At 65.0% G+C, this 20,695-nt stretch carries 25 protein-coding genes; 15 read left to right on the top strand and 10 right to left on the bottom strand.

Features of this window, described 5'->3' with window-relative positions; genetic code table 11:
* Window positions 1-63 precede the first annotated feature (63 nt).
* Window positions 64-351 (bottom strand): co-chaperone GroES, encoded by a 288-nt coding sequence (gene groES / locus Q0L25_RS16655; protein ID WP_066590981.1) that lies wholly within the window; start codon window positions 349-351, stop codon window positions 64-66.
* Between the two features lie 158 nt (window positions 352-509).
* Window positions 510-1,913, bottom strand: a complete 1,404-nt coding sequence (locus Q0L25_RS16650; RefSeq protein WP_296616221.1) for an MATE family efflux transporter — start codon at window positions 1,911-1,913, stop codon at window positions 510-512.
* 366 nt (window positions 1,914-2,279) lie between these two features.
* On the opposite strand from Q0L25_RS16650, the gene sppA reads away from it, so the two are divergent.
* Together sppA and Q0L25_RS16640 are read left to right on the top strand one after the other, a co-directional pair.
* Window positions 2,280-4,169 carry a signal peptide peptidase SppA gene (sppA, locus tag Q0L25_RS16645; protein ID WP_296617788.1) on the top strand — a complete coding sequence of 630 codons (1,890 nt, stop codon included), beginning with the start codon at window positions 2,280-2,282 and terminating at the stop codon, window positions 4,167-4,169.
* Window positions 4,166-4,729, top strand: coding sequence for a GNAT family N-acetyltransferase (locus tag Q0L25_RS16640; RefSeq protein WP_296616220.1), 564 nt, complete (start codon window positions 4,166-4,168; stop codon window positions 4,727-4,729). The genes sppA and Q0L25_RS16640 overlap by 4 nt, the downstream gene beginning before the upstream one ends.
* Before the next feature lie 7 nt (window positions 4,730-4,736).
* On the opposite strand, the gene Q0L25_RS16635 is transcribed toward Q0L25_RS16640, so the two are convergent.
* Window positions 4,737-5,363, bottom strand: a complete 627-nt coding sequence (locus Q0L25_RS16635; protein WP_296616218.1) for a trimeric intracellular cation channel family protein — start codon at window positions 5,361-5,363, stop codon at window positions 4,737-4,739.
* Window positions 5,364-6,621: 1,258 nt separating this feature from the next.
* Between Q0L25_RS16635 and Q0L25_RS16630 the strand changes: the two genes are divergently transcribed.
* The 3 genes from Q0L25_RS16630 to Q0L25_RS16620 all read left to right on the top strand — a co-directional run bounded on the left by Q0L25_RS16630 (window position 6,622) and on the right by Q0L25_RS16620 (window position 8,091).
* Complete coding sequence (locus Q0L25_RS16630) at window positions 6,622-6,927, top strand: glycine zipper 2TM domain-containing protein (RefSeq protein WP_296616216.1); 306 nt, start codon at window positions 6,622-6,624, stop codon at window positions 6,925-6,927.
* 64 nt (window positions 6,928-6,991) lie between these two features.
* Complete coding sequence (locus tag Q0L25_RS16625) at window positions 6,992-7,420, top strand: OsmC family protein (protein ID WP_296616215.1); 429 nt, start codon at window positions 6,992-6,994, stop codon at window positions 7,418-7,420.
* A gap of 104 nt (window positions 7,421-7,524) precedes the next feature.
* Window positions 7,525-8,091 (top strand): glycine zipper 2TM domain-containing protein, encoded by a 567-nt coding sequence (locus Q0L25_RS16620; protein WP_084251236.1) that lies wholly within the window; start codon window positions 7,525-7,527, stop codon window positions 8,089-8,091.
* Window positions 8,092-8,155: 64 nt separating this feature from the next.
* On the opposite strand, the gene Q0L25_RS16615 is transcribed toward Q0L25_RS16620, so the two are convergent.
* Together Q0L25_RS16615 and Q0L25_RS16610 are read right to left on the bottom strand one after the other, a co-directional pair.
* The gene (locus tag Q0L25_RS16615) at window positions 8,156-8,518 is read right to left on the bottom strand and encodes a hypothetical protein (protein WP_296616213.1); all 363 of its coding nucleotides are present in this window, start codon (window positions 8,516-8,518) and stop codon (window positions 8,156-8,158) included.
* A gap of 55 nt (window positions 8,519-8,573) precedes the next feature.
* Complete coding sequence (locus Q0L25_RS16610; RefSeq protein ID WP_296616211.1) at window positions 8,574-8,696, bottom strand: hypothetical protein; 123 nt, start codon at window positions 8,694-8,696, stop codon at window positions 8,574-8,576.
* Window positions 8,697-9,178: 482 nt separating this feature from the next.
* Between Q0L25_RS16610 and Q0L25_RS16605 the strand changes: the two genes are divergently transcribed.
* The 7 genes from Q0L25_RS16605 to Q0L25_RS16575 all read left to right on the top strand — a co-directional run bounded on the left by Q0L25_RS16605 (window position 9,179) and on the right by Q0L25_RS16575 (window position 14,044).
* On the top strand, window positions 9,179-9,958 hold the full coding sequence (locus tag Q0L25_RS16605) for a hypothetical protein (protein ID WP_296616209.1): 780 nt from the start codon (window positions 9,179-9,181) through the stop codon (window positions 9,956-9,958).
* A 332-nt stretch (window positions 9,959-10,290) separates the two neighbouring features.
* Complete coding sequence (gene crcB / locus Q0L25_RS16600) at window positions 10,291-10,662, top strand: fluoride efflux transporter CrcB (RefSeq protein ID WP_296616207.1); 372 nt, start codon at window positions 10,291-10,293, stop codon at window positions 10,660-10,662.
* A complete protein-coding gene (locus Q0L25_RS16595; protein ID WP_296616206.1) occupies window positions 10,659-11,855 on the top strand; it encodes an RluA family pseudouridine synthase in 1,197 nt (398 codons plus the stop codon). Before crcB ends, Q0L25_RS16595 begins: the two co-directional genes overlap by 4 nt.
* Complete coding sequence (locus tag Q0L25_RS16590) at window positions 11,855-12,451, top strand: FMN-binding negative transcriptional regulator (RefSeq protein ID WP_296616204.1); 597 nt, start codon at window positions 11,855-11,857, stop codon at window positions 12,449-12,451. The genes Q0L25_RS16595 and Q0L25_RS16590 overlap by 1 nt, the downstream gene beginning before the upstream one ends.
* Window positions 12,452-12,471: 20 nt before the next feature.
* A complete protein-coding gene (locus Q0L25_RS16585; protein ID WP_296616202.1) occupies window positions 12,472-13,119 on the top strand; it encodes an HAD-IA family hydrolase in 648 nt (215 codons plus the stop codon).
* Window positions 13,119-13,367: a hypothetical protein gene (locus Q0L25_RS16580; protein ID WP_296616200.1), complete on the top strand. Its 249-nt coding sequence runs from the start codon at window positions 13,119-13,121 to the stop codon at window positions 13,365-13,367. Before Q0L25_RS16585 ends, Q0L25_RS16580 begins: the two co-directional genes overlap by 1 nt.
* Window positions 13,364-14,044: an ATP12 family chaperone protein gene (locus tag Q0L25_RS16575; RefSeq protein WP_296616198.1), complete on the top strand. Its 681-nt coding sequence runs from the start codon at window positions 13,364-13,366 to the stop codon at window positions 14,042-14,044. Before Q0L25_RS16580 ends, Q0L25_RS16575 begins: the two co-directional genes overlap by 4 nt.
* Before the next feature lie 188 nt (window positions 14,045-14,232).
* Here Q0L25_RS16575 and gmk read toward each other — a convergent pair whose 3' ends face one another.
* Entirely contained in the window at window positions 14,233-14,889 is a 657-nt protein-coding gene (gene gmk / locus Q0L25_RS16570) for a guanylate kinase (RefSeq protein WP_296616196.1), read from the bottom strand.
* 31 nt (window positions 14,890-14,920) lie between these two features.
* Window positions 14,921-15,124, bottom strand: a complete 204-nt coding sequence (locus Q0L25_RS16565; protein WP_296616195.1) for a hypothetical protein — start codon at window positions 15,122-15,124, stop codon at window positions 14,921-14,923.
* Window positions 15,125-15,322: 198 nt separating this feature from the next.
* Between Q0L25_RS16565 and Q0L25_RS16560 the strand changes: the two genes are divergently transcribed.
* Complete coding sequence (locus Q0L25_RS16560) at window positions 15,323-15,661, top strand: helix-turn-helix transcriptional regulator (protein ID WP_066593780.1); 339 nt, start codon at window positions 15,323-15,325, stop codon at window positions 15,659-15,661.
* Entirely contained in the window at window positions 15,658-16,137 is a 480-nt protein-coding gene (locus tag Q0L25_RS16555; RefSeq protein ID WP_296616191.1) for an SRPBCC domain-containing protein, read from the top strand. Before Q0L25_RS16560 ends, Q0L25_RS16555 begins: the two co-directional genes overlap by 4 nt.
* A 149-nt stretch (window positions 16,138-16,286) precedes the next feature.
* Here Q0L25_RS16555 and fumC read toward each other — a convergent pair whose 3' ends face one another.
* Window positions 16,287-17,678: a class II fumarate hydratase gene (gene fumC, locus Q0L25_RS16550; protein WP_296616189.1), complete on the bottom strand. Its 1,392-nt coding sequence runs from the start codon at window positions 17,676-17,678 to the stop codon at window positions 16,287-16,289.
* A 39-nt stretch (window positions 17,679-17,717) separates the two neighbouring features.
* On the bottom strand, window positions 17,718-18,392 hold the full coding sequence (locus Q0L25_RS16545) for an isoprenylcysteine carboxylmethyltransferase family protein (protein WP_296616187.1): 675 nt from the start codon (window positions 18,390-18,392) through the stop codon (window positions 17,718-17,720).
* A 177-nt stretch (window positions 18,393-18,569) separates the two neighbouring features.
* On the opposite strand from Q0L25_RS16545, the gene Q0L25_RS16540 reads away from it, so the two are divergent.
* Window positions 18,570-19,883 carry an HD-GYP domain-containing protein gene (locus Q0L25_RS16540; protein ID WP_296616185.1) on the top strand — a complete coding sequence of 438 codons (1,314 nt, stop codon included), beginning with the start codon at window positions 18,570-18,572 and terminating at the stop codon, window positions 19,881-19,883.
* 279 nt (window positions 19,884-20,162) lie between these two features.
* Here the strand turns inward: Q0L25_RS16540 and Q0L25_RS16535 are convergent, their stop codons facing one another.
* Entirely contained in the window at window positions 20,163-20,639 is a 477-nt protein-coding gene (locus tag Q0L25_RS16535; protein ID WP_066593775.1) for an SspB family protein, read from the bottom strand.
* Between the last annotated feature and the right edge of the window lie 56 nt (window positions 20,640-20,695).

Raw genomic sequence — 20,695 nt, 5'->3', positions numbered from 1 at the left:
GATTTCGATACGCTGCAATAGATTATGCAGCGGCCCCGGCTTCCGCCGGGGCGACGATCATGATCAGCCGACGATCCCAAGGATGTCGGATTCCTTCATGATCAGCAGGTCTTCGCCATTGACCTTGACCTCGGTGCCCGACCATTTGCCGAACAGGATGCGGTCGCCGGCCTTGACGTCGAGCGGCGTAACCTTGCCGTCCTCGCTCTTGGCGCCGCTGCCGGCGGCGACGACTTCGCCTTCCTGCGGCTTTTCCTTGGCGGTGTCGGGGATGATGATCCCGCCCGCAGTCTTCTCTTCCGCCTCAACACGGCGGACGAGGACGCGGTCATGCAACGGACGAAAGTTCATTTGCGTGAGTCCCTCAAGCAGAGTGAATTTGCAATTAGCACTCGATTCCCCCGAGTGCCAACGCCGCGCATATGTGTCTCGACCTCCAACACGTCAACGGGGCGGAACAAATCTTTTGCATCGACGTGGCGAGATGGATCGAAGCCGCGATGAAGCGGTCAGCCGGGCAACAGCCCCAACCGATCGCGCATCGCCCAGCGCGTGACCAGCAGCGCCGACACCACCGCCAGTCCGACGGCAAGTCCAACCCAGATGCCGACGCCTTGCCAATGCAAATGAAAGCCGAGCAGAATCGCGGTGCCGAACCCCGCCACCCAATAGCCGAACGCCGCGACCACCATCGGGATGCGCGTGTCCTGCAGTCCGCGCAACGCGCCCGCCGCGACGGCTTGCGCCCCGTCGAACAGCTGGAACATCGCGGCGACCGCGAGATATTGGATCGCCAGCGTCACTTCCCGTGCGCGCGCCGGGTCGTCGACATCGACATAAATGCCGACGATCAGCCTCGGCGCGACCCAGATCGTCGTGGCGGTCACCACCATGAAACCCGTGCCGGTCACGATCGACGCCCAGCCGGCGCGGCCGATCCACACGCGGTTGCGCGCGCCATAGGCCATGCCGACCCGGATCGTCGCCGCCTGTGCGATGCCGAACGGCACCTGAAAGGCGAGCGCGGCAATGTTGAGCGCGATCGCATGCGCGGCGACCTCGGTCACGCCGATCAAGCCCATCAGGAACGCAGCACCACCGAACAGCCCGCCTTCGAGCGTGAACACGATGGCGATCGGCGTGCCGAGTTTGACGATCTCCCAGAGCCGGCGCCAATGCGGCAGCCACCATTTGCCGAACAGCCGATAGCGTCGCAGCTTGCGGTCGAAGGCGAGGATCGCGGTGTAGGCCAGCATCATCATCGACGCCGTGACCAGGCTGGCGGTCGCCGACCCTTCGAGCCCCATCGCCGGAAAGCCTGCATTCCCGAACACCAGGAGCCAGTTGCCCAAGGCATTCACGCCCAAGGCCCCCGCCGTTACCAGCATTGCCCATCCCGGGCGGCCGAGCGCGGCGGCAACGGTACGCATGACGCCCGCCCAGAGATTGGGCAGCATCACCCATAAAAGGATATCGAGAAACGCGCCCGTCCGCGCCGCGACATGGGGATCCTGGCCGAGCGTGAGCAGGATTTGCTGGCCGAAGGCGAGCATGCCCATCGCGATCAGGCCAGCGAGCAGCCCCAGCCACATGGCCATGCGGAACGACCGTCGTACCTGGCGCACCGCGTGCGCCCGCGCGCCCAGTTCGGCGGCGATGATCGGCGCGCAGGCACCCGTCATGCCGATCAGCGCCCACATCACCAGGCTGAGAAGAAAGACGCCGAGCGTCGATGCGGCAAAATCGATCGCGCCCAGCCGCGCCACGAACATCACGTCGACCGCATAGACGCCCATCTGCAACAGGTTGGCGCCGACCAGCGGCGCGGACAGACGCAGCAGCGCCGTCAGTTCGTCCCGTGTCGAGGCGGGAGCAGAGCCGGCCAACGGCATGGGGGCAGCTAGAGCGGACATGGGGACGGTGGCTCTAGGGCGTGTATTGGCGGGCGGCAACACCTCGGGGCGCGAGGCAGAGGCCTCTCCCCTCACTGAATGCGTTTGGGTGGGGCCTATCCGCAGGCGACCTGCCCAGGCACCCCCCATTCCCGCCCCCACGCCGTCATGCCGGACTTGTTCCGGCATCCAAGGTACAACAATGGCTGCACTCCATTGTGGAGCGTTCGGCCCAGGAACAAGTCTGTGGTGACGATCGGGATGAAGGCGAGCGAAAGCGGGACATGCCGTGAGCGCGCCCTTCCAAACGCGTATTGCTCAACCATCACACTTGCGGCTAGGGCGGCTTTACGACACGCTGCATGACGCAGCGGGGAGATGATCGACGTGAAACTGGTACGCGGCGCCTGGAAGATATTGGTCGGGATCAAGGACGGCCTGGTCCTGATCTTCATGCTGCTGTTTTTCGGCATGCTGTTCGCCGCTCTGTCGGCCAAGCCCAACAGCTCGGTCCGCGACGGTGCGTTGTTGCTCAAGCTCGACGGACCGATCGTCGAACAGCCGGAGAATGTCAGCCCGTTCGCCGCAATGCAGGGCAGCCGCGCGCAACATCAATTCCGCCTGCGCGACCTGGTCCGCGCGATCGACGCGGCCAAGGATGATACGCGGGTCAAGGTCGTCGTTCTCGATCTGGACGGTTATGGCGGCGGCTATCCTGCCGCGGTGACTGAGGTCGCCAACGCGCTCGGCCGGGTCAAGGCATCGGGCAAGCCGGTGCTGGCTTATGCCACCGCTTATACCGACGGCAGCTATCTGCTCGCCGCGAATGCCAGCGAGGTCTGGCTCAACCCGATGGGCGGAACTTTGTTCATGGGCCCGGGCGGCAACCAGCTCTATTACAAGGGCCTGATCGACAAGCTCGGCGTCAACGTCCACGTCTATCGCGTCGGCAAGTTCAAGTCGTTCGTCGAACCCTATGAACGCGACGCCCAGTCGCCCGAAGCGAAAGAGGCGCTGACCGCGCTCTATGCGTCGATCTTCAGCCAGTGGAAGGATTTGGTCCATAAGGCGCGGCCCAAGGCGCAGATCGACGCCTTCCTGACCGCGCCCGATCAGGCGATCGCCGCGACCAAGGGCGATATCGCCCACGCCAACCTCGCATCGGGGCTGGTCGACAAGCTCGGCGACCGGCTCGCCTTCGGCAAGCGCGTTGCCCAATTGGCGGGCGATGGCCCGAAGAAGATCGCCGGCACCTTCGCCGCGATCAAATATGACGATTTCGCCGCCGCGCACCCGATGGCCACATCGGGCGACAAGATCGGCATCGTGACGGTCGCCGGCGACATCGTCGACGGCAAGGCCGGGCCCGGCACCGCAGGCGGCGACACGATCGCCAAGGCGGTGCTCGACGGCCTCGCCAAGAAGGATCTCAAGGCGCTCGTCGTCCGCATCGACTCGCCTGGCGGCTCGGCGCTGGCGTCGGAGACGATCCGCAAGGCGGTGCTCGAGGCCAAGGCACAGAAGCTGCCGATCGTCGTCTCGATGGGCGGGCTCGCCGCGTCGGGCGGCTATTGGGTGTCGACCGCCGGCGACGTCGTGTTCGCAGAGCCCAACACGATCACCGGATCGATCGGCATCTTCGGCATCATCCCGACCTTCGAGAATTCGCTGAAGAAGCTCGGCATCACCACCGACGGGGTGAAGACCACGCCCCTGTCGGGCCAGCCCGACGTCTATGGCGGCACCAATCCGCAAGTCGATTCGATCCTGCAGGCGTCGATCGAACATGGCTATGCCGAATTCATCGGCCGCGTCGCCGCCGCGCGCAAGATGACACCGCAGCGGGTGGACGAGATCGGCCAGGGCCGCGTCTGGGACGGCGGCACCGCGCATCAGCTCGGGCTGGTCGATCGCTTCGGCTCGCTCGACGACGCCGTTGCCGAAGCCGCCAAGCGCGCCGGAATCGATCCGAAGAACGTCCGCCGCGTCTATCTGGAGAAACAGCCCGGCTGGTTCGCCAAGCTGGTCCAGGGTCTGGCCGACAAGGACGATGACGATTCGAGCGCGACCGACGACGCCAAGGCGGGCGACGTGTTCGCGATGCTCGCGGCACAGCGCCAGGACGTATTCGCGCGCGCGTTGGGCGATGCCAAGCGACTGGCGACGGCGAGTTCGGTGCAGGCGCGCTGCCTCGAATGCGGCGGTTTCTCCGACGCGCGTGCCGATGCCGACGACCGCACGCTCGCGCAGATGCTGATCAAGGCGATCTGGCAGTGATCGCGCTACGCCCGGCGCGGCCGGACGATGCCGCGTCGATCGCCGCGATCTACGCGCCTTATGTCCTGACCGGCACGGTATCGTTCGAAACAGAGGCGCCGGATGCCCGCGCGATGCGCAACCGCATGACGGCGAGCGACGGCCTCTATCCCTGGATCGTCGCGACCAACGGCGAGGCCGATGGCGATGCGGTGCTGGCTTATGCCTATGCCACCAGGTTTCGTGAGCGGCCGGCCTATCGCTATGTCGTCGAAACCTCGATCTATGTCTCCGGGCCGGTGCAGGGCCAGGGCGTGGGGCGGCTGCTCTACCCGGCGCTGATCAATACGCTGCGTGCCCAGGGATTCGTCCAGGCGGTCAGCGTGATCTCGTTGCCCAACGATTATTCGATCGGCCTGCATGAGGCCGCGGGCTTCCGTCGCCAGGGCGTCTTGCGTGAACTGGGGTTCAAGCACGGCCGGTGGATCGACATCGGTTTCTGGCAGCGCGAGCTCAACGACGCCGCCATCCCGCCGGTCGAACCCAAGCCATTTAGCGAGGTCGGCCTGGTTCGGGGTTAGGTCAGGATCACTTGCGATACGCCGGCAGCGCGAGCTTCCAGCGCAGAGCCGCCGCGCGCAGGCTGAACCCGGCAACGGCCGCAATCCCGGCGGCGATCGGCAGCGGCACGCCGAGCAGCCCCAAGGCGACATAAGACCCCGACGCCAGCGCAGCCGCGGTGACGTAAATTTCGGGGCGCATGATGATCGATGGCTCGCCCGCCAGCACGTCGCGGATGATGCCGCCGACGCACGCCGTGACGACGCCCATCAACGCCGCCGGCACGGGGGGTACGCCGAACCCGATCGCCTTGGCTGCCCCGAACACGGCATAAGCGGCGAGCCCGATCGCGTCGAACCAATCGAGCGCCTGGCCACGCCACCACGCGACGGGCGTCAACCACACCGCGAACGCCACCACCAGGCAAGCGGCCGCCGCGCGGCTGTCATGGATCCAGAAGACCGGCGCCCCGATCAACAGATCGCGCACCGTCCCGCCGCCGACGCCGGTCACCAACGCGAAAAAGCAGAGCGTGACCATCGTCTGTCCCCGCCGCGCGGCCGCGAGCGCGCCCGATGCCGCGAACACGACGAGGCCGGCAAGATCGAGCCAGGGCGCGATCGCGGGGAGCCATTCGGGAGTGTGGGGAAGCATTGCATCATGGGTAGCGCGCCCCACCAAGCTTCGCCACCGGCTTTGGGCTTGTCGAAGCGATCCATTTCCAAGCTCGTCATCCCCGCGAAAGCGGGGACCCAGCTCGGAGAGGCGCCACAAGCGCCACGACTGTTTGGCAAGCTGATCGATCGGGAGATGGGTCCCCGCTTTCGCGGGGATGACGAGAAATATGCCTCGCCAACGCGATCGCGCCGCCCCCAAAACGCAATTGGGGAGCCGGTGTTGCCACCGACTCCCCTGTCGCCGGACTTCGATCCGCTCGCCACGTCTTGCGACCTGACCGCGCTTTCTGGTTTCGGCGGCTCGCTACGCCCGTGCTGTCCGAAGACGGCGCCAGGTTTCGCGCTTTGCTCCGTTCGGATCGTCTTGCGACGTTCCTCCCTTCGCACCGTTCCGGTCGAACTGTCCGAAGACACTTCGTCCTTCCCGGATCGCTCCACCCCTCGGACCCGAAAGTCCCTGGAATCTCGCGTTTCGCTTCGTTCGGATCGTCTTGCGACGTTCCTCGCTAGGCGCCGCTCCGGCCGAACCACCCGAAGGCATTTCGTCCATCGCGATTTGCTTTGCCCGGCCGGCCCGAAAGCTGCCCTGGCATCGCTCCGTTCCACTCGGTTTAGTCCGAAGACCCACCAGAGCTTCCCGGCTCGGTCGTCGGGGCCGGGCGCGATCATCCGAAGAGTCTCAGCGATCCCGGCCACCAGCGGCCTTACGAAGATCCTCTGCCGAAGCATGCTATCTTCGCTGCGTCGCTGCAGTGCCCCTTTCATTTCCCCGGTTGCCCGGCTCGATGAACAGCGTTCCGTCGCGAGCCGCGCCCGTTCGCTCGAAAGCTTTCCGGTCGCGTTCGGTCCGTCAGATGCATAGTCCGGCCGTCGCGCTTGCACGCTCCATTCGGACGCAGCAGCGCTGCCGTCCCTACCTCGAAACCGCCTTCCTTCCCTTGCGGGTCGGACGCAAATTTCGAAGATCAAGTTCTTGAACTTTCTTCCGATTTCTCGGTGAACCGCTCTCGTTCCTGATGTCATCATGCTGTCACCAAAGCCGAGTCGCACCAAGCAGGAAACACCTACGCGAGGCTGTGGATAACGTGGATAACGTGCACAGATCGGAGCAGCGTTGAAACAAAGTTTCGCAGCATCATTTCGTCCCGGATTCGGCACGCCATGCAACCCAATCGTCGCGGGAACGTTACGCACCCGGCATTGAATCACATCCACAAGGAAGCAAGGGAAACACTATGCGTAAAGTTCTGCTCGCGCTCAGCGCGGCATCGATGGTTACTTCGATGGTCGTGCCGCTCACCCAGGCCGACGCGCGTCGGCATCAGTATCGCGAATGGCGCGGTCGTGATGGCCGTACCTATTGCACCCGGTCCAACGGCACCACGGGCCTGGTCGTCGGTGGCGTGACCGGCGCGCTGATCGGCCATGGCGTCGCCGGCCGTGGCGACAAGACCCTCGGCACGATCGTCGGCGGTGTCGCCGGCGCGTTCGGCGGCCAGGCGATCGACAAGACGATCACCAAGAAGCGTCGTTGCCGCTAAGGCGATACGGCTAAACGGGGCGCGGTTCGCAAGAACCGCGCCCTTCTTTCATGAGGAACGCACGATGCCTACACGCAGCGGATCGGCAAAATATGAAGGGTTTGGCAAGGACGGCGTCGGTCATGTCTCGACCCAATCGGGCGTCCTCAGCGACCAGAAATACGGTTTCAACACCCGCTTCGGCGACGAACCCGGTACCAATCCGGAGGAATTAATAGCGGCGGCGCATGCCAGCTGCTTCACCATGGCGCTCAGCTTCGCGCTCGCTCGTGAGGGCTTTACCGACGGCACGCTCGAGACCAGCGCGAAAGTGACGCTCGACAAACAGGGCGAAGGTTTCGCGATCACGCGCTCCGACCTGACGCTCGCCGCGCATATCGAGGGTATCGACAGCGCGCAGTTCGAGCGCATCGCCGCGGACGCCAAGGCCAATTGTCCGGTGTCCAAGGTGCTCAACGCCGAGATCACGCTGACACACACGCTCAACGGCTGAGCGCCCGACTGTCGCTGCGATGAACGTGAGGTAGTTTCACGTTCACGCAACCTCCCCGCGATGCGGTTTGTTCTTACTGCACCCAAACAACGGGAGAATGAATGATGCGACGGCTGATCATGGCCGCCTTGGCCGGTAGTGTGACGATCGCCCCGATAGCGGCGATGGCTCAGGACAATCCCTATCACGCGCGTAAGGAGTATCGCGACGAGGTTCGCGATGCCAACAAGGATTACCGCAAGGACCTGCGCCACGCCGATAACTGGCGCGACGTTCAGCGCGCCAATCGGGAACGCAATCGCGAGATCCGGGACGCGCGCAAGGACTATCGCAAGGACACGCGCGACTGGCGCCGCTATCGGTCGTATGACTGGAACCGCACCGAGCCGGGCCAGCGTTATTATTATGCCGACCGCTATTATCGCGACGGTCGCTATTATCGCCCCTATCGCCTGAGCCGCAACGACCGCGTCTATCGCGGCAATGACGGTCGCTATTATTGCCGCCGGTCGGACGGCACGACCGGGCTGATCGCTGGCGCAGCGCTGGGTGGCCTGCTCGGCAATGCCTTGTCCAGCGGGCGATCGGCGACCTTCGGCACCCTGCTAGGCGTCGCGGGTGGTGCGGCGCTCGGCTCATCGATCGACCGTGGTCGCGTGGTCTGCCGTTAAAAAAGCCGAACGTTCAGGATAGGCGGGCGAGGGTCCGGCGGCAAGCCGGGCCCTCGTTTTCGCATCAGCTTCCGCTCGACGCCGGCGTCGTACCCTTGAAGCTCAACGTCACGAACGAATCGTCGCAGACGTTGACTGCCGGGAATGTCGTCACGCTCTTGTCGACGAACGTGACCTTGATCTCCCATTTGCACTGGGTACCGGTCTTGTCGAAATGGATCGTGGCACGGCCGCCGATCTTGATGTTCTTGGGCTTCTCACCCTCGTCGACCTTGTTGGGCTGCCATTGGTTGGCCCCCAGCGGCGACAGCTCGACCAGCGTGATTTCCTTGCCGGTATTGTTGGTCAGGATGAAATCCAGGGCATCGGCATAGGCCGGGGCAGCGAGCCCCAGCAGCGCGATGGCCACCCCATATTGGTAGCGCATTGAGACGTCCCCTATTGCTTCCCGCCTCTTAGCGGACGGGCGCGCAGGGACTCTCTTACAGGATGCCGCCGCCCAGGAACAGGCGGAACGCGGCAATCGCCATCAGCACGAGGTTGATGGTCAGTCCGGCCTTGTTCTTCGACAGCGCGCCGAACAACACCCCGAACGCGCCGATCATCAGTCCGAGCCAGTTCAGCCAGCCCAGGAACGGGATGAGGGTCTGTACTCAATTAGCGCGAGGATCGTGATTGCCCGCAGGAGCCCTCCGACGAGGAGCGCAGCGCAGACGCGTAGCTGAAGCTACGCGCAAGCAAGCGACGACGCTCGGCGGGCTCCTGCGGGCAACCGCGAAGCGGCGGGCCGATTTTGGCGCCCGGACGTCGTCGCGCGTCGGTCACGATGCCTACAGCATCGCTCCCTCCTTGCTCCTCGCCGGACACCAAAATCGGCTCCGTCACGACCTCGTGCTAATTGAGTACAGACCCTGGAGCGACGAGCGTGACGACCAGCAGGATCACGCCGATGACGATCGAGAGCACGTTGAACATGCTGCGTCATATGTGGGCAATACACCTCGGGTGCAAGTCCGTTGTCATCATGATAGGCGGTTTATTAACCACTTCACGGGCATGGCGGGCGCCGAACCGATCGGAGTTTTGGGTGGCTATCACCTTTCGCAATCTGGCCTGGGCGCTCGCCCCGCTCGCCCTCGCGGCGTGCGGATCGAAGCCGCCGGCCGACAGCAATATCGATTCGCTCGATGCGGAACTGGCCGGCAACACGACGGGCAACAGCCGCGACCCGGCGATGATGAGCGCGCTCCAGGACCAGATCATGGTCGACCCCGCGCTGACCGGTCAGGCCAACAACGACGCCGTCCGTCCGCCGCAACAGCCTTATTCGGGCGCGACGCCGCCCGATTCGGTGGCGCCGTCCAAGACCGACGGCACCAACATCGCCGACGGCACCGGATCTTCGAGCGGCGGCAGCAAGCCGGCACCCGCCCCGGCCGGCGATTGTCTGCAATGCAAGGTGAAGCGCGATTCCGTTACGCTCGGCGCACTGGCGCAGCGCCAGGCCGACAAGCGCACATCGGGCTGCGCGCGCAGCCTTCAATATTCGACCGCCTGGGTACAGCGCCTGCCCGCCGACATTCCGCTCTATCCCGACGCCCGCGTCGACGAGGCGGCCGGCGTCGCCGGCAATGGCTGCGCGCTCCGCGTCGTCAGTTTCTCGACCGGGGCCTCGGTCCAGACGGTGCTCGATTATTATTATGGCCGCGTCACCGCCGCCGGCTATTCGGCCGAACATCAGGCGGATGGCGGGCAGCATGTGCTGGGCGGCACCCGGGGCAAGGACGGCGGCGCCTATGTCATCTACGTGGAAAAACGCGGTGACGGGCGGACCGAAGTGGATTTGGTCGCAAATAACGGGAACTGATTGGGTTCTCATCTCTTCTAGCCGCTTCAGCATCGACGCGAGCTCGCCCTCCCGATAACGGACAGCAAGGGTCACGCCGTTCGCGTCGATGCTGAAAACCGATCGCCGCAACGCGGCGATCGCCCCGGCGAAGGCCGGGGCCTCGGGCAGCAAGCAGTCAACCAGTTTTCGTCATGTCGGGCTCGTCCCGGCATCCAGCGGGCAACAACGGCTGGATTCCGTTGTTGAGGATTAGACCCCGAAACAAGTCCGGGGTGACGACTGGCACGACGCGCGCCCGCTCCGCAAAACCGCCATTTGTCCGAATGCCCGCCTCCGGCTACAGCGCGCGAATGAATTTCCTTCTCGTCATGGCCGGAGGCGCCGTCGGTAGCGCGGCGCGCTATGGGGTCGGCAAGCTGACGCTCGGCTGGTTCGGACCCGATTATCCCTGGGGTACGCTCGCCGTGAACCTGATCGGCGGGTTCCTGATGGGCGTGCTCGCCGGAATCCTCGCGCGCACCGGCGGCAGCGAACATACGCGCTTGCTGCTCGGCGTCGGCGTGCTGGGCGGCTTCACCACCTTTTCCTCCTTCTCCCTCGACACCGTGCTGATGATCGAGCGCGGCGAATTGGGCATCGCGATCGCGTATGTCCTGGTCTCGGCGATCGGCTCGATCCTCGCGCTGTTCGCCGGGCTGCACCTGATCCGGGCAATGGCATGAGCGAGATCCGCACCTTCATCGTCGCACCCGATGACGACGACATCCGGCTCGATCGCTGGTTCAAACGGCATCTGCCCGACACCAGCTTCACCACCGTCGCCAAATGGGCGCGCACGGGCCAATTGCGCGTGGATGGCGCGCGCGCCGCACCGGGCGACCGGATTGCCGCTGGACAGACATTGCGCTTCCCTCCGCCCGAGCCCGTCGCGGTGGCCGGCAAGCCGAAGCGCGAGCGCCCTCCCCTTACCGAAGACGAGATCGCCTTCGCGCGCGAATTGGTGATCCATCAGGATCCGCAGGCATTTGTGCTCAACAAGCCGCCGGGGCTTGCGACGCAAGGCGGGACCAAGACCCACCAGCATGTCGACGGGCTGCTCGACGCGCTGCAGTTCGACAATGAAGGGCGGCCCAAGCTGGTCCATCGGCTCGACAAGGACACGTCGGGCGCCTTGCTCGTCGCGCGCACCGCGCGCGCGGCTGCATTCTTCGCCAAGACGTTTTCGGGTCGCACCGCAAAGAAAGTGTATTGGGCCTTGGTCGTCGGCGTGCCGTCGATCGAGGACGGCATGATCGAATTGCCGATCGCCAAGCAGCCGGGCACCGGTGGCGAAAAGATGCATGTCGACGAAGCCGAGGGCCAGCCCGCCCGTTCGCGCTATCGCGTGATCGAGCGCGCCGGCAACCGCGCCGCCTGGGTCGAATTGCAGCCGTTCACCGGGCGCACGCATCAATTGCGCGTGCATATGGCGGCGATCGGCCATCCGATCGTCGGCGACGGCAAATATGGCGGTCCCGAAGCCTTTCTGAGCGGCGGCATCAGCCGCAAGATGCACCTCCATTCGCGCCGTATTTCGGTCGATCATCCCGATGGCGGCAAGATCGATGTCGAGGCCGAATTGCCGACCCATTTCGCCGAAAGCCTGGCAAGCCTGGGCTTCGACCAGATGGCGGGCAATATGATGCCGCTCGACGAACCGGCCCCGCCGACCAAGCACGCGCAAAAGGCCAAGGCGAAAGCCCATGCCAAATCGGTGCGCAGGGAACGCAAGGGCGAGCGCCGCAACCGAGGAACGGTCGCAGAGCCGCGCAAGGGTGGATCGCGCCCGAAGACCGCCGGGTCCAGGACTGCCGGGGCAAAGCCTGCAAGGCCCAAATCGGGCGGTCCCAAGGGGCCGCCTCGGAAGGGGCGCTGATGCATCCCAATGCCGCGTTCCGGTGGGAAGATCGCGACGCTATGCGTGCGTTGGTCGCCGAACTCGGTTTCGGCGCCTTGTTCTGTGCGACGCCGGACGGCCCGCGCGTCGCGCATGTGCCAATCGTGTGGCTCGACGAAACCACGCTCGGCCTGCATCTGGCGCGCGGCAACGGCATCGTCCGTCATCTCGACGGCGCGACCGCCTTGTTCGTGGCGCAAGGGCCTGACGGCTATGTCAGCCCGGACTGGTACGGCCTCGACGACAATCAGGTCCCGACCTGGAATTACGTCGCGGTGGAACTCGAAGGCACGATGCGGCGGATGGAACATGACGCGCTGGTCGCACAGGTCGATCAACTGACCGCTCATCAGGAAGAGCGGCTCGACAAGACGCCATGGACCCGCGGCAAAATGGACCCGGCGCTGTTCGGCAAGATGACGAGCGCGATCGTCGGCTTCCGGCTGGAGATCGCCGCCTGGCGCGGCACGCTGAAGCTCGGCCAGAACAAGTCCGAAGCAGCGCGGCTGTCGGCCGCCGACGGCGTCGAGGCATCGGGACGGCGCGGCATCGCGCACTGGATGCGCAACGCGTGAGCGGCCCCGCGACGACCAGATTGGCAATCTTCGATTGCGACGGGACATTGGTCGACAGCCAGGCCAATATCTGCCGCGCGGTCGAGGAGGCGCTGACCGAGGCGCGGGTCGAGGTACCCTCGCGCGACCGCATCCGCCGCATCGTCGGGTTGAGCCTGGTCGAAGCGATGCAGGCGCTGCTGCCGGACGCCGGCGACCTGGATCACCGCCGCTTGGCCCAGGCGTATAAGGACAAATTCTTCGCGATGCGGACCAGCGGCGCGCTCGCCGACGAGCCATTGTTCGACGGCATCGACGCGATCGTCGAGCAGCTCGCCGACGACGGCTGGATGCTGGGGGTCGCCACCGGCAAATCCGATCGCGGGCTCGACCATATCCTGACCGCGCATGGCCTGAAGCATCATTTCGTCACGTTGCAGACCGCGGACCGTCATCCCTCCAAGCCGCATCCGTCGATGATCGCGGCGGCGATCGCGGAAGCCGGCGCCGACCCGGCGCGAACGGTAATGATCGGCGACACCAGCTTCGACATATTGATGGCGGTGAATGCCGGCGTCCGCGCGGTGGGAGTCGCCTGGGGCTATCATCCCGCCGAGGAACTCGTCGCGGCGGGCGCGCATGGCGTGGCGCTTGCGGTCGCCGACCTGCCGCATCATCTGGAGGCATGATGACCGATTCCGCCGTCCAATCCCGCAACCGTTGGCTGATCATCACCGCTATCCGCCTGCTCGCGATCGCCGGCGCGGTGTTCGCGGTGATCCTGATCGGGCGCGCGCCGACCTGGCCTCCAAAGGTGCTGGGCGTCGCGATCGTGCTGTCGGCGCTTTATATGTCCTGGGCGGTTCCCGCCTCGCTCGCGCATCGCTGGCGCACCGTCGACGAACCGCCCAAACGGACGACCAAGACGCGGCGATGAAGAGATTCTGGAAGGATGTCACCGTCGACGCCGAGCGCGGCGTGCGGCTCGACGACCGGCCGGTGCGCACGCCGGGTCGCGCGCCGCTGGTGCTGCCGACCGCCGGCCTGGCCGAAGCCGTCGCCGACGAATGGCGCATGGTCGCCGACGATATCGATCCGCGCGCGATGCCGCTGACCGGCCTCGCCAATGCCGCGATCGACCGCATAGCGCCAGATCCCGCCGCCTTCGCCGCTGGCCTAGCCGCTTATGGTGAGAGCGACCTGCTCTGTTACCACGCCGAGAGCCCCCCCGAGCTCGTGGAGCGTCAGACCGCTTTATGGAATCCGCCGCTCGATTGGGCACGCGACCGCTACGACGTACATTTCGAGATCGTAACCGGGGTGATCCACCGCGCCCAACCCGATGCGACGATCGATCGGCTGGGCGCCGCTGTCGCCGCACGCGCCCCATTCGAGCTCGCGCCGCTGTCGCCGATCGTGACGATCACGGGATCCTTGGTCCTGGCGCTGGCGCTGGCCGAGCGCGCCATGGACGCCGACGCCGTTTGGAGAGCCGCCAATCTCGACGAGGATTGGCAGGCCGAGCAATGGGGCGAGGACGAGCTGGCGGTGAAAGCGCGCGAGACACGGCAACGCGACTTCGAGGCAGCCGCGCGGTTTCTGAGTTTGGTCTAGTGTGCGCGGCCGATGGCCAACTCCCTCTCCCCTTGTGGGAGAGGGAAGGGGCCCGCTCGCGTCAGCGAGTTGGAAGGGTGAGGGGGAGTCACGAGCGAGATCGGCTGTGACTCCCCCTCACCCTTCCGCGCCCACGGCGCTCCCTCCCTCTCCCACAAGGGGAGAGGGAGTTTATTGCTGGCTCCCAATCAATTATCCGGCAGCTTGCGAATGAATCCGATCAGCCCGCGCTGGCGCGAGCGCTTCAGCCGTTCGGCCGTAAGGATCGTCTGGACGCATTCGAAGCAATCGTCGAGATCGTCGTTGACCAGGACATAATCATAGCCGTCCCAGTGGCTGACTTCGGCCTGGGCGCGTTCCATGCGGCGGTCGATAATGTCCTGGCTGTCGGTGTTGCGCCCCTCCAGTCGCTGGCGGAGCGTCTTCAAACCCGGCGGCAGGATGAAGACGCGAACGACATCGCCCCCGGCAAGCTGAAACAACTGCTGCGCGCCCTGCCAGTCGATGTCGAACAATATATCCTGCCCGGCCTCAAGGTCCTTGAACACCGTGTCGCGCGGGGTGCCGTAGCGCTGGTCGAACACCCGCGCCCATTCGAGGAAGGCGTCGTCTTCGACCATGTCCTTGAACGTGTCGGTATCGACGAAATGATATTCGCGCCCCTCCTGCTCGCCTGGGCGCATCGGCCGCGTCGTGTAGGAGATGGACATCTTGAGGCGACCATTCTCTTCCGCCAGCAACCGGTTGGCGATGGTCGACTTGCCGGCGCCGGACGGCGAGGACAGCACGAACATCAGGCCACGGCGTTTGAAGCCCGGCGGCTGCGAGGAACGATGATCGATCATGCGCGCTACTGACGTGCGCGCAGGGGGCGCGTCAAGCGCTGGCGGGCTCGTTCCCGAACTTGCGCATCAGATAGCGTGCGCCGAGCGCCGCGCCACCGAGCACGATCGCGGCGGGAACGACGCGCTTGGCAACCTCCCACGTCGCCACCCCGACAACCGCGCCGAGAGTCCCTCCCTCCCCGTCGCGCTGGTCGATGTTGCGGCCGATGGCAGCGGCGATGAAGTCTCCGATCACACAATATCTCCCTGTGATGTCTGTGATTGAAAGCCGGATGGCGCAGAAGGTTCCATGCCGTCACCCCAGCGAAAACTGGGGTCTTCGGCCCTATCGTGCCCCTCGCCCGAGACCCCAGCTTTCGCTGGGGTGACGGGAAAATAGGCCGATCAACACTAAAGCACTTGCTAAAGTGTTAGACTCGGAATACTTAAGCGCATGCTTAACGAATCACCTTCTCTCGATCGCGTCTTCCACGCCCTCGCCGATTCGACGCGGCGGGCGATGGTGGAAAGGCTCGCGCTTCGGCCGATGTCGGTGAGCGAATTGGCGTCCCCCTTCGCCATGTCGCTTCCCGCCGTCATGCAGCACCTGGCGGTGCTCGAGGAATCGGGGCTGGTCCGGTCCCACAAGGCTGGGCGGGTCCGGACCTGCCGGATCGACACCGAGACGTTCGGGCTGGTCGAACGCTGGACCGCCGATTGCCGCAGCGAGTGGGAAGGCCGACTCGATAAGCTGGAGGACTATGTCAACACCCTGAAAGGACAGCAAAAATGACCGAGAAGACGATCATTCGCCCGGAACCGCTCGTGATCGAGCGCCATTTCGATGCGCCACGCGCCATCGTGTTCCAGGCCTGGACCACGGCCGAGCATATGAAGAACTGGTTCAGCCCCGAACATTTCACCACGCCCGAAGCGGTGATCGAATGCCGCCCCGGTGGCCGCTTCGACATCTGCATGCAGGCGCCCGACGGTCAGAAATTCTGGAACCATGGCCGCTTCATCGACGTGGTCGAGAATGAAAGCCTGTCGTTCGAGGCCGGCGCCCATGTCGACGACAGCGGCAACGCGCCGTTCGCGGTGCGCACGTTCGTGACCTTCACCGATGACGGCGACGGCTCGCTGATGTCGGTGCGGCAGGAATATGAAATCTACGACGAGGCGGCCAAGGCCATGGTCGGCGGCGCGCCTGAAGGCTGGCGCACGACGTTGAACAAGCTTGAGGCCGAGGTGGCGCGGATCAAGGGCTAAAAAATCCTCCCCGTTTACGGGGAGGGGGACCAAGGCGCGAAGCGGCTTGGTGGAGGGGGTAGGCCGCAAGCGAGTCCATTGCGGCCGACCCCCTCCACCGCCAGCCTACGGCCGGCGGTCCCCCTCCGGCAAAGCGGGGAGGATTTGCCTTACCGCCCCACCATCTTCTCCGGCCGTACCACACGGTCGAACGTCGCCTCGTCGACCAGCCCCAAATCCAGCCCCGCTTCCTTCAGCGTCATCCCTTCGGCATGCGCATGCTTCGCGATCTTCGCGGCATTGTCGTAGCCGATCTCCGGCGCGAGCGCGGTGACCAGCATCAGCGAGCGGTCGACCAACTCGGCGATCCGGCGCCGGTCGGGCTCCATTCCCTCGACGCACCGTTCGGCAAAACTCTCCATCCCGACGCTCAGCAGGTCGACGGACCGCAGCACCGCGGCCCCGATCATCGGCTTGAACACGTTGAGCTCGAGATGCCCCTGCATACCGCCGACCGTCACGGCCTGGTGATTGCCGATCACTTGCGCCGCGACCATCGTCAGCATCTCGCACTGGGTCGGATTGACCTTGCCCGGCATGATCGAGCTGCCCGGCTCGTTTGCCGGCAGTACCAGCTCGCCGATGCCCGAGCGCGGCCCCGATCCGAGCAGGCGAATGTCGTTGGCGATCTTGGTCAGCGCCACCGCCAGGCTGTTCAATCGTCCCGAAAAATCGACCAAAGTGTCGTTCGAGGCCAGCGCCTCGAACTTGTTAGGCGCGGTCTCGAATGCGAAACCGGTCAGTTTCGACAATTCGGCGGCGATTTCCTCGGCGAATCCGGCCGGAGCGTTGAGGCCGGTTCCGACGGCGGTTCCGCCTTGCGCCAGCTTCGACAAAGCATGGACGACGAACGGTTCGGTGCGGGCATGGGCCAGCTTGAGTTGCGCGTAATAGCCCGAAAACTCCTGCCCCAGCGTCAGCGGCGTCGCATCCTGCAAATGCGTCCGCCCGATCTTCACGATATCGTCCCATGCCTCCGCTTTGACGAGCAGCGCGTCGGCGAGGCGATCGAGCGCGGGAAGAAGCCGCCGCGTCGCCGCCAGCGCCGCCGCGACGTGCAGTGCGGTCGGAAAGCTGTCGTTCGACGACTGGCTCATATTGACGTCGTCATTGGGGTGGATCGGCGTCTTGCCGCCGCGCGTGCCCGTCAGCATCTCATTGGCGCGGCCGGCGATCACCTCGTTGACGTTCATGTTCGACTGGGTGCCGCTGCCGGTCTGCCAGATGACCAGCGGAAACTGGTCGTCGAGCTTGCCGGCGACGACTTCCGCGGCGGCCGCCTCGATCGCGTCCGCCTTCTCCGCCGCTAGCCCATGTGCGCGGTTCACCCGCGCCGCCGCCTGCTTCACCAGGGCCAGCGCATGGACGATCGCGATCGGCATGCGCTCGCGCTCGCCGAAGGGAAAATTCTCGATCGATCGCTGGGTCTGCGCCCCCCAATAAGCGCCCGCCGGCACTTCGATCGCGCCGATCGAATCGGTTTCGGTGCGGGTGTCGGTCATCGCGCAGGCTCCTTGTCGGACGGTGCGCCCGACTTGGCGTCACCAGATGCCGGGCACAAGCCTTGCGCGCACACGACCGGCATATTCGCGATAGCCGGGCAGGCGCCCCTGGAGCAGCCGGTCTTCCCAGGCCGTACGGATGACGAGCAGGATCGACGCGATCGCGGCCGGAAGCAGTCCCCACCAGGAAGCGAGCGCCAGCGGCATGCCGAGGAACATCGCCACCGCGGCGCTGTAGCCGGGGTGCCGGACGAAGCGATAAGGCCCGGTGTCGATCACCCGCTGATGCCGTTCCGACTGGATGCGCACGCCAGGTTCGAAGAACGGATTGACCGCTTGCGCCCAGGCGGTGCCCGCGATCCCGCCGAACAAGGCAGCGTAACCGATCACGACCAACCACAGCGGCACGTGCGACCAATGCGCCCTTCCCGCGTCGAAGCTTGCGACGGGAATGGTTGCGACCATCGCGGTCAGGATCACCGCCACCAGCGGCAAGTCCCAACGCTCGGTCCCCGGCTGGAAGCGACTGCGCGCACGAAAGATGACAGGATTGACCTTGGCGAGCGCCAACCCCGATGCCGCGAACCCGATCGCCAGCGCCGCGACGAAGATCCAGCCCGGCATCCAGCCGATATCGCCAACAGGTAGGAACACGAGCAGCAGCAATGAAATCGGCAGCGCGACCGCATAAGCGATCGCGGTTGCGCGTGACATTGGTGTCGGATCCTGCGGCTGGTGTTGAGCCATATCACCCTATGCGGCGCGCCACCTTCTCCTGGTGAGGTCGATCTCGATCCGGCGGAGACAGAGCCCGACGGCCGACATATCCTCGGATAGGAAAACACTGCGAAAGTAGTAACTTGTCAACCGATATCGATTATTCAGGCGAGCATGCTGCGCCGAGTCCCGCTCTCTCTGCTTCGCCCCGGCATGTTCCTGCATGCCATAGAGGGCTCGTGGCTCAGCCATCCGTTCTGGCGCCGCCGGTTCCTGTTGCGATCGGACGGCGAGATCGCCGCCCTGCGCGACGCGGGCATCGCCTTCGTGACGATCGACACCGCGCGAGGACTCGCCCCGGTCGACGACGAGCCGGAGCCGATCATCATCACTGAACCCGTCGCCGCCAACATCCCCACCGGCATCACCGCCGAGCGCGAGCGCGCCGCCGACATCGTCGCGCGGACAAGGGAAATCATCCGCGGCGTTTTCGAGGATGCCCGAATGGGGAAGGCAATCGACTCCGATCAGGTCGGAGCAGTCGTCGACGAGATTTCGGAATCGGTGCAACGCAACGCCTATGCCCTGATCGGTATCGTCCGGCTCAAATCGAAGGACGATTACAGCTATCTGCATTCGGTCGCGGTGTGCGCGCTGATGGTCAATTTCGCCCACCACCTTGGACTGGCCGACGACATGGTGCGCGAACTCGGCCTGGCGGGACTGTTGCACGACATCGGCAAGATGGACGTGCCGTCCGAAATCCTCAACAAGCCAGGTCGGCTGACCGACGAGGAATTCGCCATCGCGCGGCTTCATCCCGAACGCGGCTGCGCGATTCTCGGCCGGGCCGACGCCATCCCCGCTATTGTGATGGACGTCTGCCGCCATCATCACGAAAAGATCGACGGCACCGGCTATCCGTTCGGACTTAAGGACAGCGAGATCAGCCTGGCAGCGCGGATGGGCGCGATCTGCGACGTTTATGACGCGCTGACGTCGGACCGCGCGTACAAGGAGTCCTGGTCCCCGATTGAAGCGGTAACCGCGATGCATGGCTGGAACGGCCAATTCGATCGCGACCTGTTGTTCACTTTCTACCAGAGCATTGCGGTGTTCCCGGTCGGCATGGTCGTCCGCCTGCGCTCGCAGCGGCTGGCGATCGTGCTGTCCAACGGCCGCCGCGCCAGCCGCCCGCGCCTGCGCGTCTTCTACGACACCGCTGCGAACGGCTTGGTCGAACCGCGCGACATCATTCTGGCGGATGACGACGCGTGCAAGACCGTCCTTCGCCAGGAGAATCCCGCCGATTGGGGCGCGCATGACTGGCCGGCATTGTGCCCGCATCTGCTGCAGGAAAGCGATAAGCTCGACCGCGAGGTGATCGCGCGGCTGTGGGCGGGGGTCGAGGTTACGCCGGGGGAAATGGTCGAGATGCCGAACGCGGATCGCGTCTCGCGCTGGCGGCCTAGTCAGCGGCTCGATTGAGCCTAGCCGTTACCATAGAAGGCCTTCACCTTCTTCGTCATGCCGGGCTTGTCCCGGCATCCACCGCGCAACAACCCCTCATCTCGCGAATGGAGGAGTGGACCTCGGCACAAGGACGGGGTGACGCGGGAGATGGGGCTAGTTCACCTGGGAAAGCAGACCTCCAGGAGCCGTCACGGAAGTAAATCCCGTGACGTCGGACGCGGCTATCGCCGCACCGGCCGGCCGTTCGCGTCACCAATAGGTGACCGCCGCGCAGCTTGCGCGGCTCGCTTCGGCCTACTTCTTCCTTTTGAAATCGACGCTTACGACGTTCGAGCCGTCATCGACGCGCTCGACATGATCGTTTTCGGCCTCGTCATGCGGTTCGGGACCTTCAGGTCCTTCCTGCGCCTGGAAACGCAGTTCGAAATTGACCGCCGGATCGTGAAAGCCGGTGATCGCTGAATAGGGAATTTCGAGCTTCGACGGCACCTGATTGAAGCTCAGCCCGACCGAGAATCGCTCGTCGTCGACCGTCAGGTCCCAATAGCGGTTCTGCAGGACGATCGTCATCTCGTCCGGGAACCGCTCGATCAGGCGCTCGGGAATGCTTACTCCGGGCGCCTGGGTCTTGAACGTGATATAGAAATGGTGCTCGCCGGGCAGCCCGCCGCCGGCCGCGACCGAGCCCAGCACGCGGCCGACCACGGCGCGCAATGCCTCTTGCACGATCTCATCATACGGAATCAGGCTATCGGGCAGTCCATCACTCATATGCCTTGGGTAGCCGATGCGAGCGGCGGGTCAAGATTGCATGACGTGCGACACAC

This window comes from Sphingomonas sp. (assembly GCF_024508665.1).
Classification (GTDB): domain Bacteria; phylum Pseudomonadota; class Alphaproteobacteria; order Sphingomonadales; family Sphingomonadaceae; genus Sphingomonas.
The sequence above is the reverse complement of the archived record's forward strand: the minus strand, read 5'-3'. Positions and strand labels throughout refer to the sequence as shown.